The sequence below is a fragment of the Novosphingobium sp. ZW T3_23 genome (assembly GCF_044987305.1).
In the GTDB taxonomy this organism is placed as follows: Bacteria; Pseudomonadota; Alphaproteobacteria; order Sphingomonadales; family Sphingomonadaceae; genus Novosphingobium.
The window spans coordinates 145,489-160,966 of sequence record NZ_JBJDRF010000001.1; the positions used below are offsets into that span (position 1 = coordinate 145,489).

Sequence of the window (15,478 nt, forward strand, 5' to 3'; positions counted from 1 at the left end):
ATAACAGCCCTTTTCCTACCCGATTCCAGTGGAAGGACGCATTGCCATACGAGTTTTAACAGTCCGTTCGAGAATGCGCATGGATGAACAATTCTTCGAAGAATGAGTTGCCGAGGGCGGGAACCGTCCCGGAGGCGTCAGTCGTCGCCGATCGCATCGAGCAAGGACGACTGCAGGCGGTGAACGATCCGCTGAAAGCTCGCGTCATCGCCAAGCGCCCGCGCCAGCACGATTGCACCCTGTATTCCGGAAACAGCTTCTTCCGCGAGGTCCAGGGCCCTCGCTGGCGGAACCTTCCCCGCTTCGAGACAGTGGGCCAAGGCCGAAATCCAGCGGGCGAAGTATTCCTTCACCTTGACCGCAAAGGTTTCGCCAGAGGAATTCAGCCCGAGGCACCCGACGACACAGACCCTTCTTCCAGAGCGGAAATATGCGGTCACATCTTCGAACATGGCCGTGACAGCCGCCGCCGGATCGGAAACATTCTCCAGCGGCGAGAAAATCGCGTTGGCGAACCAACCGTCGATATTCTCAAGGACCGCCTCCATCATCTCATCCTTCCCACCGGGAAAGAAGTTGTAGAGACTGCCTTTGCCAAGGCCGGTCGCCTTTGACAGCACGGCCAGGCTCGCGCCCTCGAACCCGTGCTCGCGAAAGGCTTCGGCCAGTGCCGGGAGAGCACTTTCGCGATCGGTAAGGGCGCGCTTGGACTTCAAAGGCCGAGATCGCTTAGCGAGGCGTGGTCGTCGGGACGGCGGCCGAGAGGCCAGAAGAACAGGCGCTCCGATTCCTTGATGGGCATCTCGTTGATGCTGGCGTGGCGGTTCGACATCAGTCCGTCTTCGGCAAAGAGCCAGTTTTCGTTTCCGTAGGCGCGGAACCACTGTCCGGCGTCATCGCGATACTCGTAGGCATAGCGCACGGCAATACGGTTGCCGGTGAACGCCCACAGCTCCTTGATAAGGCGGTATTCGTGTTCCTTGTTCCACTTGCGCTCAAGGAAGGCCTGTGCCTCCTGGCGGTTGGTCGCGAACTCGACGCGGTTACGCCAGCGCGTGTCGAGCGTGTAAGCCAATGCCACCTTGGCGGCATCACGGGTGTTCCAGCCGTCTTCGGCCAGGCGAACCTTCTCGACAGCGGTCTCGTGCGTGAACGGGGGCAGCGGGGGACGGGACATTTGGTTTCCTTTCGAGATGTGATCGGTCTTGGCAATCGCGGGGGCCGCAAGGGCCGCAGCAGGAAGGGCAGCGATGAAAGAGCGGCGATTCATTTGATTTCCCTTTAAGGTTTGCCGCTGTGTACCGATTGGTACAACTGTTTACCGATCGGTACAAGTGTCTTTTTGGGGTCTTCGCGCTTCTCCGGCTTGAGCTTGAAGTTGATCGCGCTGATGATGCCGTCGTCGATGTCATAAGCCCAACCGTGCAGGCGGACAGGTCTTCGGAGAGAGCCAGGGCGACGGACGGACGAGTGCGAAGATTTGCGAGCCGGGCGATGACGTTCTCGCGCACCATGCCGGCGACCTTGCCGGACGTACGGCTATGGGGGCTCGTTGTTGATTGCCTTTGCCGTATCCGCGTGGTGCAGCCAGCTCGACACAGCCGGCAGGCTGCTGCGGTCGGCCCCATTTGGCGTTGGCCGTCATCACGCCGCAGTCGGTGTGACCGCACAGGACAATATCGGCGACAACCAGAACCGCGACGCTGTGCGGGGTTTACAGAAATACTCTAGATCTTCGGGGGGGAGGCTGAACAAAGCATCTTAGGCATGATGCAATCCGACGCTAAACGAAAGTAGTTCATCTATTATTACGCAGACAGTATTCGATTGATTGAGTGTCAAGCGATCGGGCCGCTTCGGTTTTCTTTTCAGTATCGAAGCTTGTCGGCGCGCGTCGTAGTTCCCGGAGCGGTCATGATCTTGCGACGTCCTTGCTCGAGGATTTACTGTCGCTTTGAAGTGGGCGGTACGTCCCAACTGGGCAATGGCGGCAGACAGTGGATTAGGAGCCCGCAGAGAACGCTGGCCGGTATCCCGAGTATGACGAAAGGCGTGTAGCTGCCGTATCGGTCAAAGATCCAGGCGGCAGTTACAGGGCCAAAACCCGTGCCTGCGGCGATGAGACCCCCAACGATGCCGAAGACCTTGCCGAAGTTGCGCATGCCAACGAAGCGACTGATCAAGTAGGCGGAGATTTGAAGCTTCGCGCCCGATGCGTAACCGATGACGATCATGGCGACGATGATCACCGTCGCGCTGCGGTCAGGGAGTAGCAGGAGCGCCAGCGCACCCGCCGGAGCCAGCAAAGTGATCGCGCCCACCCGGCGCGCGTCCCAGCGGTCGGACATCCATCCTGTCCCAAGCTTTCCGAAAATCCCCGCCACGCCGCTCAGGCTGGCCAGATAGGCAGCGTCTTCGCGCGCTATGCCAAGGTCGGTCAGCAGCGGAACCTGATGAACGATGAAGGCCACGCCGATGAACATCGTCACGAGCGTTGAACAGGCAATCATCAGAAAGGATCGATCCATCAGCGCTGCCGACAGCGCGAGACCCGGAAGATCGGGCCGGGCGCCTTCGTCCTTGATCCGGCGGCTGGCTCTTTCGTACCTGGCTCTCGCATCCCAGAACCAGAGTGCCACGACGATTAGGGCGATGCCGCCCCAGCCAGCGCCCAGCCAGACATAGGCCGCTCGCCATCCCTGGGTGTCGATCAGCATCCGCGTCAACGGCGGCGTGACGACCTGCGCTGCAGCAGCGCCGCACATTACCGCGCCAAGCGCGAGGCCTCGACCTGCGGTGAAGGTTCCCGTGATGGCGACAGTCCACACGGTCGACTTGATGCCCGTGGCGACGACCGCATAGAAGCTCCATAGCGCGATCCATTGGCCGAACGATCCGTTCGCCAAAGCAAAGCCGCTCACCGCGATCGCGGTCAGCGCCAGTCCCAGGATTGCCGGGACGCGCGCCCCCCAGCGATCCACTACGGCGCCGATGACCGGGCCAAGAGGAATGGAAACCATCGCCGCGATGGACAGGCCGGCGGTCGCCTGGGCGCGTGTCCATCCGAAGGCGGCGGTCAACGGCTCCAGGAACAGCCCGGCGGAATAAGTTGTGAGCGAATGGAAGGAGAAGCCTATGAAGGCTGCCAGCACCAGTCCCCAGTGCTCTCTCCACTCCTGCACGGCCGTCATCGGTGCTGGAGGGATGCCGCCTTGCGCGATGGATCTCGTCATGGCTGAGGCCTTGTCGGCCGGGCTGCTCCGCACCTCAGAAATTGAACTTGAGATTGACCCCGTAAGTGCGCGGCGGTGCCAGCACTTCGGTGACGCCGGTGGCCGTCGACAGATCCTGGACGACATATTCGGTGTCGGTCAGGTTGCTGGCCCAGAATTCGATGCCGACCTGTTCGGAGGGCCGGTATTCGATCGAGCCGTTCAGCAGGTGGAAGCTTGCCTGTCGGGCGACATTGTCCGGTTCGAAGACATACCCGCTGTTGTAATTGTAGAGCGCCGAGAGGCGAAGGCTGCCGGTCTGTCCCACGTCGAAGGTATAGCTACCGCCGAGGCTGGCGGCGAACTTGGGGGCGAGGGGGGTGTAGTTGCCGGAAACATCGCCGAAGCAGGTCGCGAGGCCGCCGGTGCGTGGACCCGGCAGCAGTACGCCGGGATCGGCGGTGCCCACCAGTGATGGCGGGCAGGTTGCCGGCCTGGGATAGGAGATCGGCGCCTGGAAGTCGGAGTTAGGTCCGCCGAACCGCTGATACTTCGACCGCAAGAGATTGGCGCCGCCGAACAGCCGGAACCCATCGACGATCAGCGCTTCGAATTCCGCCTCCAGACCGTCCACCTTGACGGTGGCGGCATTGAGCAGAATGTTGGCGCCGGGGTTGGCGGCCGCGGCCGAGCGGACCTGATAATCGTCAATGTCGTAGTGATAGGCGGAGACGTTGAGGCGCAGGCGGCGGTCGAGCAGTTCGGACTTGATGCCTGCCTCATAGGCCATGATGAACTGTGGATCCACAGGCGGGCTTGTTGGGCTTTGCAGGCTGTATGTGCCTGCCTTGAAGCCGCGATTGATGGAAGCGTAGAGGCTGACGTCTTCGGCAAGCTCTTGCCGCAGCGCCGCCCTGTAGGTGAATTCGCTGTACTTGAGACGGGACAGGACCGTGGTGGTGGGAAGGACGGCGCCGGTCAGCAGGGTCGGCGTTTGGGTGCCGTCGAAATCGCGGACGTCCTGCGTATAGCGCAGGCCGCCCGTAATCGTCGTCGTAGGCGTGATGGCATATGTCAGCTCCCCGAATGCCGCATAGGAGCGGGTGGTCAGCGAAGAGATGATGTCGATTTCGCGCAGGCTCTGCGCGGCGAAAGCGTCTCCGTTCTGATTCTGGTCGGTGCTTGCCCGGGAATAGAGGTAGAATAGGCCGGCCTGCCAGGTGAGCGGTCCGGAAGACGTGGAAGCAAGGCGAAGCTCCTGCTGGAAGGTTCTGCCTTTGGCCAGGTATTCGATGTTGACCAGATTGAGCGGTCCTCCATCCACGTCGAAACGACTGTTGTTGGACGTGCGCCGAAGCGCGGTAATGCTGGTCAGGTCCGCGAAGCCGAGATCCAGTGCTCCCGTCAGGCTTACGCCCCAAAGCCGAAGCTTGGTGAGCGCATCGTGATTGGCCGTCGTATCGTGCCCGCCCGGACCGACCGTTCCACCCGTACCGACCGTCCCATCGGCCAGGCGCCAGCCGAGACCCAGATTGTCCTCGCTGCGGAAATAATCTCCAGAAAGGGTAAGCTTGAGCGTATCGAGAGGGCGGGCGACAAGCTTGGACCTTATGCCTTGATACTGGTTGATCCCGTTCTTGGTGTCACGCGTCAGGTTCCTGCCCCAACCATCCCGCTGGTACTTGCTGGTCAAGGCGACATCGGCGCTGATCGTGTCACTTATCGGAACCGCCGCATAGACCTGCGCGTCCACCGTACTGTAGTTCGAGTATCCTATCTTGCCATCCAGCCTTGCCTCCTGGCCCGGCTCGCGCGTGATGATGTGAATGAGGCCGCCGGTGGCATTTCGGCCGAACAACGTCCCTTGCGGCCCTTTCAGAACCTCGACACGTTCTATGCTGTTGAAATTATTGATCGTCTGGCTGAGGTCGCCAAGGTAGACGCCGTCGACGTAGAAGGCGTTTGCGCCTTCCTCTCCCGCAGCGGCGTTGGTGGTGCCCACCCCGCGGATGAAGAAGAGGCCGCTCGGTCCGGATCGCGTCAACTGCACGCTGGGCACGATCTGTGGCAGGTCTCGCGAGGTGTCCACGCCCGACTGGGCCAGCATATCGGCCGTCACGGCGCTTACCGCGATCGGCACGTCCTGCAGGTTCTCCGCCCGGCGCTGTGCCGTGACGATGATCTCCGACAGTCCCGATGCAGGTTCCGCGCGGTTGACGGCAGTCGAGGGCTCTGCATTCCCGGAAGTCTGCGCACTGGCGGGCTGCGCCGAGAATAGGACAGGTACGGCGATCGCCGCTGCGGTCATCAAACGCGCACGTATCGAGACGCCTTCAAGCATGACGGTTCCCCTCTTACGCCTCAGCCATCTGCCCCCCGCAAGGCGCGGTATGCGCCCTTGAAAGGTCGTCGGCAGAGCAGAAATTCCTGGGTTGCATGGCGCGGCGGACTCAGGGAATCCGCCACCTCTCCTGGTTCTTATTTTCTATACTTCGGGTATGAGTAATCGCGACGTCAGGGTTGTCAATGGCCTGCCGTCTACGCCATCGCTCAGGCGATCTGCTCGATATAGCCCTTGAGGAACATCGTCACGCGCATGGCGATTTCGTCGTCATCGGCAGGTTCGACCGGCGCGCCGAGTGCGGCCCTGAAGCCTCGCGTGCCGACGGTTGCGTCGTAGAACATCCGGGCGGCCGTGATCGTATCGAGCGGCGGGAAAACGCCCTGTTCGACGAAGACGTCGAACAGGCGGGCGATCACGCGGAACAGGTTGTCCCGACCCTCGGTAATGACCTCGCTGACCGCTGCTTCGCGCCGAGTGGCTTCGGCCATGACGGCCCGCTCCAACGTGGTGAGGCGCTTGTCGAGCGAATGTTCGATAAGCTGGCGCGCCATCTTATGAAGGACGTCGCTCGGATCGGAATCCTCGGTGGCTATCTCGAAGCGAAAAGACGGCCCCTCGGCGCGCATCGAATTGCAAACCGCTCTGAAAAGCGCGTCCTTATCCCCGACAAGCTCGTAAATCGTCTTCTTCGTTACCCCGGCGGCCGCGCCGACCTCGGACAGGGTGACGGAAGAGAATCCCCGCTCGACGAACATCTTCGTGGCGGCTCCGAGAATTCTATCCCGGCGCAGAGAGAGCGCATCGGAAGAAAGCGGGGGACGTCCGCGAGTTCGGTGTTCGGCTAAAGCATTAGGCGCGACGATGCGTGACATCATTCCTTTAGCTATGCGTGAACCCGACCTCGTTCAAGAGACATGACGCATGGTGGTGAAGCGGCTGAATGGGCGCCTTGCATCCTGACAGCTTTAAACCGGGAACGGACGCTTCCAGTGTGAATGGGTCTTCCTAAATCAACCTTGGAATGGCCTATGTTGGTCGCGAGCTGCGGGAATACCGCACGGACCGCACATGGGTGTAAGGCACGGAGGTATAGGAAATTACTATGGGATTGCAAAATAAGCGTATTTGACGCTTTCCGTTTATAGATGTCATTTACCTTCAAAACACACGGGAGATTGTGGATGGCAACTGGCAGATCGGCATATTTTGTCATGGCAACAGCATGCGTAGCAGCAGCAGGGAGTGCTGCTGCGCAGCCCGCCGACTATCCCGCCCCCGCTCCGGCAAGCGCGCCGGTCGAGACGGGCGCCATCCCGCTCTATGGCGCCAAGACGCCCGGATCTGCCGCCAACGAGAACTGGGCCCGATACTTCGGTAAGGACTATGCGGTCCGCAATGTCACCCGGCCCACGTTGACGCCGGTTCTTCCCGATCCTGCCAAAGCGACCGGCACCGCTGTTATCGTGGCGCCCGGCGGCGCTTTCATGGCGCTTTCCATGTCGCACGAGGGCTGGGATGTCGCTCAGGCCCTTGCAGACCGCGGTATTGCCGCGTTCGTTCTGAAATATCGCCTCCTGCCAACCCCGAAGGACGAAGCCGAAGCCGGGAAATATGTCTGGGCCAAGATGATGGAGGGCATTCCCGATCCGACCAAGCAACCGGTGTTGACCAATCCGCAGGCGACTGAGGATGGTCTTGCCGCGCTGAAGATGGTGCGCGAACATGCCGCCAAATGGGGCGTAGACCCCGCCCGCGTCGGCATGATCGGCTTTTCGGCAGGCGCCATGACCTCGCTCCAGACCGTCCTTGCCGCGAAGTCGGGCGAACGACCTGCTTTCTTCGGGTACATCTATGGCCCGCAGGCAAAGATCGACGTTCCGGCAGATGCATCGCCGATGTTCGATGCAATTGCTCTCGACGATCCTCTGTTTCCCTCGATGGGCTTTCCGATCGCGCAGGCCTGGCTCGCAGCCAAGCGGCCTGTAGAAATTCATGGCTATCAGCAGGGGAGCCATGGTTTCGGGCTCGGAAAGCCAAACACCACGACAACGCTCCTGCTAGATGAATTCACCGCGTGGCTTTCCATGCAGGGATTCCTGACCGGAAAGACAGCCCCCTGACTAGTTTACGGCCTAGTAAATCGCTCGAAACCGGCAGGTCTTTTCACGGCTACCCTCTCGGTAGGATGATGGGAAAGCTGCCGGTCCGTTGCTGGGGAGCGACACTGGATCTTGTCTTTTCATCCAATGCAAAGATGTTTCGCCTTTCAACGGACTAAACTCGGGACACCTTTCATTCCATTTATGCGCCCATCACGGAATGAAAAGGGAATACGATGGAATATCGGCAATTGGGCGCATCGGGCCTGCGGGTTCCGGCGCTGAGTTTCGGCACCGGCACGTTCGGCGGTTCCGGCCCCCTGTTCGGGGCTTGGGGCAATAGCGACGCCCAGGAAGCGCGCCGTCTGGTCGATATCTGCGTCGATGCCGGCATAAATCTGTTCGACACTGCCGATGTTTATTCGGGCGGCGCGTCGGAAGAGGTGCTGGGCGCGGCGATCAAGGGGCGGCGCGATGCCGTGCTGATCTCCACCAAGCTGGGCCTGCCGACCGGGGACGGCCCGGGCGCCTGGGGCGTTTCGCGCGGTCGGTTGATCCGCGGCGTGGAAGCGGCGCTGGACCGTCTCGGCACCGACTACATCGATCTGCTGCAACTCCACGCCTTCGATGCCTCGACCCCGGTGGAGGAACTGCTGGCGACGCTGGACGATCTCGTCCGCGCGGGCAAGCTGCGCCATATCGGTGTTTCCAACTATCCCGGCTGGCAGTTGATGAAGGCGCTGGCCACGGCGGACCGTAATGGCTGGCCGCGCTTCGTGGCCCATCAGGTCTATTACTCGTTGATCGGCCGCGCCTACGAAGCGGATCTGATGCCGCTCGCCGCAGATCAGGGCGTGGGCGCTCTGGTGTGGAGCCCGCTCGGCTGGGGACGCCTCACCGGCCGGATCCGGCGCAGCAGCCCGATCCCCGAAGGCAGCCGTCTGCATCAGACCGCCGCCTTCGCGCCGCCGGTGGAGGACGAGCATCTGTACCGCGTTGTGGATGCGCTGGACGAAATCGTGGCGGAAACCGGCAGGACGGTTCCGCAGATCGCCCTCAACTGGCTGCTGCAGCGGCCGACCGTGTCATCGGTCATCATCGGGGCGCGCAACGAGGAGCAACTGCGCCAGAACCTTGGCGCAGTGGGTTGGTCGCTCACCGCAGAGCAGATCGCCCGGCTCGACGAGGCCAGCTACCAGATGCCTGCTTATCCCCATGCACCCTATCACCAACAGGACGGTTTCGCCCGCCTGAACCCGCGGCTTGTCTGACGGGAGGACCATCATGAAGATCAACCCACCACTTCTCGCGCTGGCAGCCGGAGCTTTCGGCATTGGCGTCACCGAATTCGCCCCGATGGGCCTGCTGCCCGTCATCGCCACCGACCTTGGCGTCTCGATCCCTTCGGCCGGCCTGCTGATCAGCGCCTATGCCATCGGCGTAATGCTGGGCGCGCCGCTGATGACGCTGACCACCGGGCGGCTGCCGCGCCGAACGCTGCTGATCGCCCTTGCCACGATCTTCACGGCGGGCAACCTGATCGCGGCGCTTTCCGGCAGCTATGGCATGCTGCTGTTTGCGCGGATCGTCACCTCGCTGAACCATGGCGCGTTCTTCGGCGTGGGATCGATCGTCGCGGCCAGCCTGGTCCCACCCCAGCGGCAGGCCGGCGCGGTGGCCGCCATGTTCATGGGGCTGACGATCGCCAATGTCGTCGGCGTGCCGCTTGCGACCTGGACGGGCGAAGTCATGGGATGGCGCTCGGCGTTCTGGGGCATCTCCGTGCTCGGCCTGCTGACCATCGCGGCGCTGCGCCTGACCCTGCCGGACATGCCCGCGCCGACGGGCGCTGATGCCCGCTCCGAACTGCGGGTGCTGATGCGTGGTCCGGTGCTGGCGGCACTGGGCCTCACCGTAGTTGGCGCCAGCGCGATGTTCACCGTCTTCACCTACATCACCCCGATCCTGCGCGAACAGACCCATGGCTCGATCGGCTTCGTGACGGCCATGCTGGTGGTATACGGCGTGGGGCTGACCATCGGCAACTGGCTGGGTGGACGCTTTGCCGATCGTTCGGTCGATCGAACCCTGATCGTGACGCTGGCCGCGCTCACCGCGATCCTCGTCGCCTTCGCCTTTGCCATGCCTCATGCGGCGCTGACGGCCGTGCTGATCTTCCTGTGGGGCATCGCCAGCTTCGCGCTTGTGCCGCCGCTGCAAGTTCGTGTGATGAGTGCGGCTGCGGATGCACCGAACCTGGCTTCCTCGATGAACATCGGAGCCTTCAACCTGGGCAACGCGATCGGTGCCGCCCTGGGCGGAGCGGTGATCGCGGCGGGGCTCAGCCTGCCCTTCGTCGCGCTCGCAGGAGCGGCAGCATCGGGAGTTGGGTTGCTAGCCGTGCTGATCAGCGTTCAAAAGGCTTCATCGACCCACGTCAGGCTGACTGAAGCGCTTTGCAATGAAATGAGTTGAACGGAAAAGGCGAGTAAGATTCTGGCTGCCGCTAGTGAAGGGGGGCGAAATGCGATTGCCCCCCAACACTCTTCAGATGGTTGAGCGGACCGGCCGGACGATCAGCGTGTTGACGTCCACATCCGCCGGCTGCTCCACCGCATAGGCGATAGCGCGCGCGATCGCGTCCGGGGTGAGTGCGATGGAGCGGAAATCGACCATCGCCTGCGCTGCTACCGGATCGGTGATCGTGTGGGCCAGTTCCGATTCCACCACGCCCGGCGCGATGATGGTGACGCGAATGTCGTCATGCTCCATGCGCAGCGCCTCCGAGATCGCGCGCACCGCATATTTGGTTGCACTGTAGACGCCGCAGGTTGGCCACACGGCATAGCCGCCAATCGAGGAAATGTTGACGAACTGGCCGCTGCCCTGGCCTTTGAAGCGAGGGAGGGCGGCGGCTATGCCGTGCAGGACGCCGCGGATGTTGACGTCGATCATGCGGTCCCATTCGTCTACCTTCAGGCTGTCGAAGCGCGACAGCGGCATCAGGCCCGCATTGTTGACCAGCACATCGACGCGGCCATATTCGGCCTCCGTCGCGGCGATGAACGCCTCGAAATCGGCGCGGTCGGTTACGTCGAGCGACCGGAAGTTGACGGTGCCTCCCGCTGCGTTCAGTTCTTCCGCCAGCGCGGAGAGCCGGTCAGTGCGGCGTGCGCCCAGCATCAGCTTTGCGCCGCGTGCCGCCAGCAGCCGCGCCGTGCCTTCGCCGATGCCGCTGCTGGCACCGGTAACCGCGATGACCTTGTCCTCGATAGCCATGATAGTCACTCCTGTTCGCACGGACCGAACCATCGATCCGATGCCTCTACATGACGCTATCTGGTCGGGAGGTGGTAGAATGGTCATCCGGGATGATTGCACGATATTCCAGATTTGCTGCATCGGGCTGGATCGGTCTTGGTGAGCCGTGTAGGCTGATCTTACCGACCGCTGTGGAAGAAGCGTTGATGGCGCATCAGGAACTGGCTCAGCAGATTGCCCGATACGCCGAGCGTGACGGCATTTTCGACACGCCCATCGCTCGACTTGCGTTGGTCCGCTCGGGCCAGCGCGGCGAGCCGGTGCATATGGTGCAGCGCCCGGCGCTGTGCATCATCGCGCAAGGGGGCAAGCGCGTACTGCTGGGCGATGCGGTGATCGACTATGGCCCCGCCAGCTATCTCGTCGCCTCGCTCGACCTGCCGATCACAGGCGCTGTGACTCAGGCGAGCGCGGACGCGCCTTATCTCTGCTTTTGCCTCTATCTCGACCCCGGCCTGCTTTCGGAGATCGCGCTGACCCTGCCGCCCCTGCCGGCGGGCGCGGATGAGAGCAGCGGGATGACGTTACACCCGATGACGCCTGAACTGATCGACGCGGCGACGCGGCTGACGGCACTGGTCAGCGATCTGGCGAATGCGCCGCTGCTCGCACCGCTGATCGAGCGGGAATTGCTGGTGCGGCTGATGACCGGGCCGGGTGGAGGCGTGCTACGAGCCATCGCCAGCGGTGAAAGTCGCACCGGTCAGATCGCCCAGGCGATCGCCTGGCTCAAGGCCCATTTCCGCGAGCCGTTCAGCGGTGCGCACCTTGCCGCCCTTGCCGGCATGAGCCTGTCCAGCTTCCATGACCATTTCCGCCGCGTCACTGCCATGACCCCGCTGCAATATCAAAAGCAGCTGCGGTTGCAGGAAGCGCGGGCGCTGATGCTGGCCGACCGGCTCGACGCGGCAGAGGCGGGCTTCCGCGTTGGCTATGATAGCCCCTCCCAGTTCAGCCGCGAATATCGCCGCCTCTTCGGCGCGCCTCCCGTGCGCGACATGAGCCGTCTAAGGGCGACGCCGCAGATGGCGATGGCGATTTAGGGGGGCGTGCCTTCCCTGAAAAGTTATGTTCGGGTCTATTGATTTTAGAGAACCCAACCCGGTACGAAAATATTTATCGATCTCTGATCGCATTATGAAAATCTGCGATCGGTGAATCTACCCTGGGATATTCTGTGCAAGAGTAAACGACCGTCGTTTGGCATGATGGCGTGCGAGTTCAATAAAACTCGTCAGCTTGGCCGGAACATGACGACGTCCAGAATAGTAGATGCAAAGTGGCGGTTCTTGCGGCATCCAATCCGCCAGCAGTCGGGTCAACCGCCCCGCTTGGACGTGCGGCGCCACCGTTTCTTCGGCAAGGTAGCCCAGCCCCATTCCCGCCAACGCGGCATCGAGCATGAGCCCACTGTCGTCTAGGATCAAGCGGCCGGGGACGTCCAGTTCAAGCCGTTCGCCGTCCCGCATGAATTCCCAGTGATAGATGCGCCCGCTTCCCATCCGGTAACGGATGCACTCGTGCGCAAGGAGATCGCGCGGGACGGTCGGCAGGGGACGATCCACCAGATAGCCCGGTGAACCGACGACGATCAGGCGTACCTCGGGAATGATGGGCACCGCGATCATGTCCGGTGGAACGGCGTCACGCAGTCGAACACCGGCGTCGAAGCCCTGGCCGATGACATCGACCAGCGCTGCTTCGCTGACCACTTCCACCTGCATTCGCGGATAGCGTTCCAGATAGTCGCGGATCAACGGCTCCATGATGAACCGGGCCGAGCCTGCTGCCATGTTGAGACGCAACAGTCCCGAGGGCTCTCCCAGGCCTTCTCCCACGTTCGCGATTGCCCCGTCGATTGCCGCGAGCGCAGGCAGAATCTCCTCGAGAAACTGCGCCCCTGCTGCCGTAAGGGCAACGCTGCGCGTGGTCCGGTTGAACAGGCGCACGTTCATGCGCTCTTCCAATGCCGCGATGGCATGGCTCAATCCGGAGGAAGATGCCCCCAGTTCACGCGCAGCGACACGAAAGCCTCCTCGGCGCGCAACCGTCGCAAAAGCTTCCAGTTCGGCGAGGCTTGCTCTGGCCATTGCGCGATTTTCCTTATCAGCCTGTCCTTCATTGTCCTTCTAATCGGAACAGATCGCAGACGCCATATCCCTGAGGCAGAATGGAGAAGTACAATGCGGACTATCGACAAGATCTATATCGACGGCGCTTTCGTGACCCCGCACGGCAGCGAGCGCTTCGACCTTTTCAACCCCGCCACGGAGGAACGCATCGGCTCCGTCCGGCTGGGCGATGCCGAAGACTTGCGTCTGGCCGTAGCGGCCGCCAAGCGCGCATTTCCGGCCATGGCCCGAACCACGAAGGCGGAGCGGATCGGCATGCTCCACCGTCTTCGGGACGCGGTGAAGGCCAGGACCGACGATCTGATCGCGGCGATGACGGAAGAGTATGGCGCACCGGCCTATTTCACCGGCTTTTCGGTGCGGAACACCGCCTCGGTCTTCGAGGTCATGGCCGCTTCGCTAGAGGCCTACGCCTTCGAGCGGACCGCCGGGACCAGTTCGGTGACGATGCTGCCGCTCGGGGTAGTCGGGGCGATAACGCCGTGGAACAGCAACTTCGGCTTCATCGCGACCAAGCTGGCCCATGCCATCGGTTCTGGTTCGACGATCGTCATCAAGCCCGCGGAGCAGAGTGCGATCCAGACGCAGGTGCTGATCGAGTGCCTGCATGAAGCGGGGCTGCCAAAGGGCGTGCTCAATGTCGTCAACGGCGCCGGGCCGGAAGTTGGCGCGGCGTTGACGGCACACCCCGACGTGGCGCTGATCACGTTCACCGGCTCGACCCCGGCAGCGAGGATCATCCAGCGTTCGGCGCTTGAAACGATGAAGCGGCTGGTGCTGGAACTTGGCGGCAAAAGCCCGACGATCATCCTCGACGATGCCGATCTCGATGCCGCGATCCCCGTCGCGCTGATGAGCGGCTTTGCCAACAGTGGCCAGGCCTGCGTTGCCGGATCGCGCATTCTGGTGCCGCGCTCACGCCGGGAAGAAATCGTCGCGCGCCTGAAGCGGGAGGCGGAAAGCCTCAAGGTAGGCGTCCCTGCCGATCCGGAAGTGCGGATCGGCCCACTTGCCAATGCCGCGCACTGGGAACGCGTGCAGGGCTGGATCCGGCTCGGCCTGCAAGAAGGCGCGAGTCTTCTGACCGGCGGTGAAGGGCGGCCCGAAGGACTGGAGCGGGGCTGGTTCGCAAGGCCGACGATCTTCACCGATGTCACGAACGACATGCGTATCGCCCGCGAAGAGATCTTCGGCCCGGTCCTGAGCGTCATCACTTATGAAGACGAGGCCGAGGCCGTCGCGATCGCCAACGATTCCGATTTTGGACTTCAGGCCTATGTTCTCTCTTCCGACGAAAACCGCGCCCTGCGCGTTGCGCGGCAGTTGATCGCAGGACGCGTCGTGATCAACGGCGCGCCGCACGATCCCTGCGCGCCCTTCGGAGGGTTCCGCCAATCCGGCCTCGGCCGCGAAATCGGCGCTTATGGCCTTGATGCCTTCCTGGAACCGCGCGCGATCCTCAGGCCCGCCGCCTGATCCCAGCAGGAGAAACCTGACAACAGCTCAGGCCCGGCAATGCCAAAAGCGTTGCCGGGCCTGAGTGTGCGGGGTGCCGGAAGGTTATGGAGCCTTGGCGGCGTTTTCGATCAGGCCCGCTACTTCCATCGCATGGGAGACCATCACCACATGCGATGCCCCTTTCACCACCACCGTCCGGCGCGACTTCGCGCGCTCGGCCATGAAGGCCATCGCAGCGGGAGGGATGTTGCGGTCGGCATCGCCGTAGATGAACCAGGAAGGCGTATGCTTCCACGCCGGGGCGGTTTCGGTTTCATTCAACGCAGCCTCTGCGATGGGGCGCTGGCCTGCCGCCATCAACCGCGCGGCAGCCAAGGGTACGTCGGCAGCGAATTGGGCGGGGAACCGTTCTTGCTGGATATAGAGGTCGTTTCCGCCGCCGGTCAGCTTTACCGGCGGGGCCAGCGTCGGACCAAGCGTGCTGCCGGGGAACTTGCCGGTGAGCCCCAGGGCCGTCTCACCCGCTTCGGGCGCGAAGGCGGCGACATAGACCAGCGCCTTGACGTTCTCGGCACCCTCCGCCGCCTCGGTGATGACGGAGCCGCCATAGGAATGGCCGACCAGCACGACGGGGCCCGCGACGCTTTTCACCACGTCGGCGACGACATCGGCATCGGCACGGACGCCGCGCAGATTGTTGGGCGCGGCAATGACATGATAGCCGTCATGCTCCAGAACGGTGATGACGCCGTTCCAGCTTGCGCTATCGGCAAAGGCGCCATGCACCAGAACCACGGTGAGTTTGGCGGAGACAGGCCCGGCAACGGCAACCGGGGCGGCCGAAGCCATCAAGGCGGCGGCGAGCATCAGGCCACCGCCTATCGTCATTTTCTTCTTCATGGTCTTTCCTCC

13 protein-coding genes are annotated in these 15,478 nt (G+C 62.6%); 5 read left to right on the forward strand and 8 right to left on the reverse strand.

Annotation, left to right across the window (positions count from 1 at the left end; all coding sequences use genetic code 11):
• Positions 1–137: 137 nt before the first annotated feature.
• The 5 genes from ACI3K3_RS00610 to ACI3K3_RS00630 form a co-directional block, all read right to left on the reverse strand.
• Positions 138–716, reverse strand: a complete 579-nt coding sequence (locus ACI3K3_RS00610) for a TetR/AcrR family transcriptional regulator (protein ID WP_404911434.1) — start codon at positions 714–716, stop codon at positions 138–140.
• Positions 713–1,177 carry a DUF1348 family protein gene (locus ACI3K3_RS00615; protein WP_404911435.1) on the reverse strand — a complete coding sequence of 155 codons (465 nt, stop codon included), beginning with the start codon at positions 1,175–1,177 and terminating at the stop codon, positions 713–715. The genes ACI3K3_RS00610 and ACI3K3_RS00615 overlap by 4 nt, the downstream gene beginning before the upstream one ends.
• 766 nt (positions 1,178–1,943) lie before the next feature.
• Positions 1,944–3,233 (reverse strand): MFS transporter, encoded by a 1,290-nt coding sequence (locus ACI3K3_RS00620; RefSeq protein ID WP_404911436.1) that lies wholly within the window; start codon positions 3,231–3,233, stop codon positions 1,944–1,946.
• Positions 3,234–3,267: 34 nt separating this feature from the next.
• Entirely contained in the window at positions 3,268–5,553 is a 2,286-nt protein-coding gene (locus tag ACI3K3_RS00625) for a TonB-dependent receptor (RefSeq protein WP_404911437.1), read from the reverse strand.
• Between the two features lie 209 nt (positions 5,554–5,762).
• Positions 5,763–6,431, reverse strand: a complete 669-nt coding sequence (locus ACI3K3_RS00630; protein WP_404911438.1) for a TetR/AcrR family transcriptional regulator — start codon at positions 6,429–6,431, stop codon at positions 5,763–5,765.
• 336 nt (positions 6,432–6,767) lie between these two features.
• Between ACI3K3_RS00630 and ACI3K3_RS00635 the strand changes: the two genes are divergently transcribed.
• The 3 genes from ACI3K3_RS00635 (at position 6,768) to ACI3K3_RS00645 (ending at position 10,130) form a co-directional block, all read left to right on the forward strand.
• Positions 6,768–7,676 (forward strand): alpha/beta hydrolase, encoded by a 909-nt coding sequence (locus tag ACI3K3_RS00635; protein ID WP_404911439.1) that lies wholly within the window; start codon positions 6,768–6,770, stop codon positions 7,674–7,676.
• Between the two features lie 215 nt (positions 7,677–7,891).
• Entirely contained in the window at positions 7,892–8,926 is a 1,035-nt protein-coding gene (locus ACI3K3_RS00640; protein ID WP_404911440.1) for an aldo/keto reductase, read from the forward strand.
• 13 nt (positions 8,927–8,939) lie between these two features.
• A complete protein-coding gene (locus ACI3K3_RS00645) occupies positions 8,940–10,130 on the forward strand; it encodes an MFS transporter (RefSeq protein WP_404911441.1) in 1,191 nt (396 codons plus the stop codon).
• Positions 10,131–10,202: 72 nt separating this feature from the next.
• On the opposite strand, the gene ACI3K3_RS00650 is transcribed toward ACI3K3_RS00645, so the two are convergent.
• Positions 10,203–10,934, reverse strand: a complete 732-nt coding sequence (locus ACI3K3_RS00650; RefSeq protein WP_404911442.1) for an SDR family oxidoreductase — start codon at positions 10,932–10,934, stop codon at positions 10,203–10,205.
• Between the two features lie 188 nt (positions 10,935–11,122).
• On the opposite strand from ACI3K3_RS00650, the gene ACI3K3_RS00655 reads away from it, so the two are divergent.
• The gene (locus tag ACI3K3_RS00655) at positions 11,123–12,019 is read left to right on the forward strand and encodes an AraC family transcriptional regulator N-terminal domain-containing protein (RefSeq protein ID WP_404911443.1); all 897 of its coding nucleotides are present in this window, start codon (positions 11,123–11,125) and stop codon (positions 12,017–12,019) included.
• A gap of 117 nt (positions 12,020–12,136) precedes the next feature.
• On the opposite strand, the gene ACI3K3_RS00660 is transcribed toward ACI3K3_RS00655, so the two are convergent.
• Positions 12,137–13,066 (reverse strand): LysR substrate-binding domain-containing protein, encoded by a 930-nt coding sequence (locus ACI3K3_RS00660; RefSeq protein ID WP_404911444.1) that lies wholly within the window; start codon positions 13,064–13,066, stop codon positions 12,137–12,139.
• 93 nt (positions 13,067–13,159) lie between these two features.
• Here ACI3K3_RS00660 and ACI3K3_RS00665 point away from each other — a divergent pair, with 93 nt between their 5' ends.
• Positions 13,160–14,584 carry an aldehyde dehydrogenase family protein gene (locus ACI3K3_RS00665; protein ID WP_404911445.1) on the forward strand — a complete coding sequence of 475 codons (1,425 nt, stop codon included), beginning with the start codon at positions 13,160–13,162 and terminating at the stop codon, positions 14,582–14,584.
• A gap of 84 nt (positions 14,585–14,668) precedes the next feature.
• On the opposite strand, the gene ACI3K3_RS00670 is transcribed toward ACI3K3_RS00665, so the two are convergent.
• Positions 14,669–15,466, reverse strand: coding sequence for an alpha/beta fold hydrolase (locus tag ACI3K3_RS00670; protein WP_404911446.1), 798 nt, complete (start codon positions 15,464–15,466; stop codon positions 14,669–14,671).
• Positions 15,467–15,478: the final 12 nt, after the last annotated feature.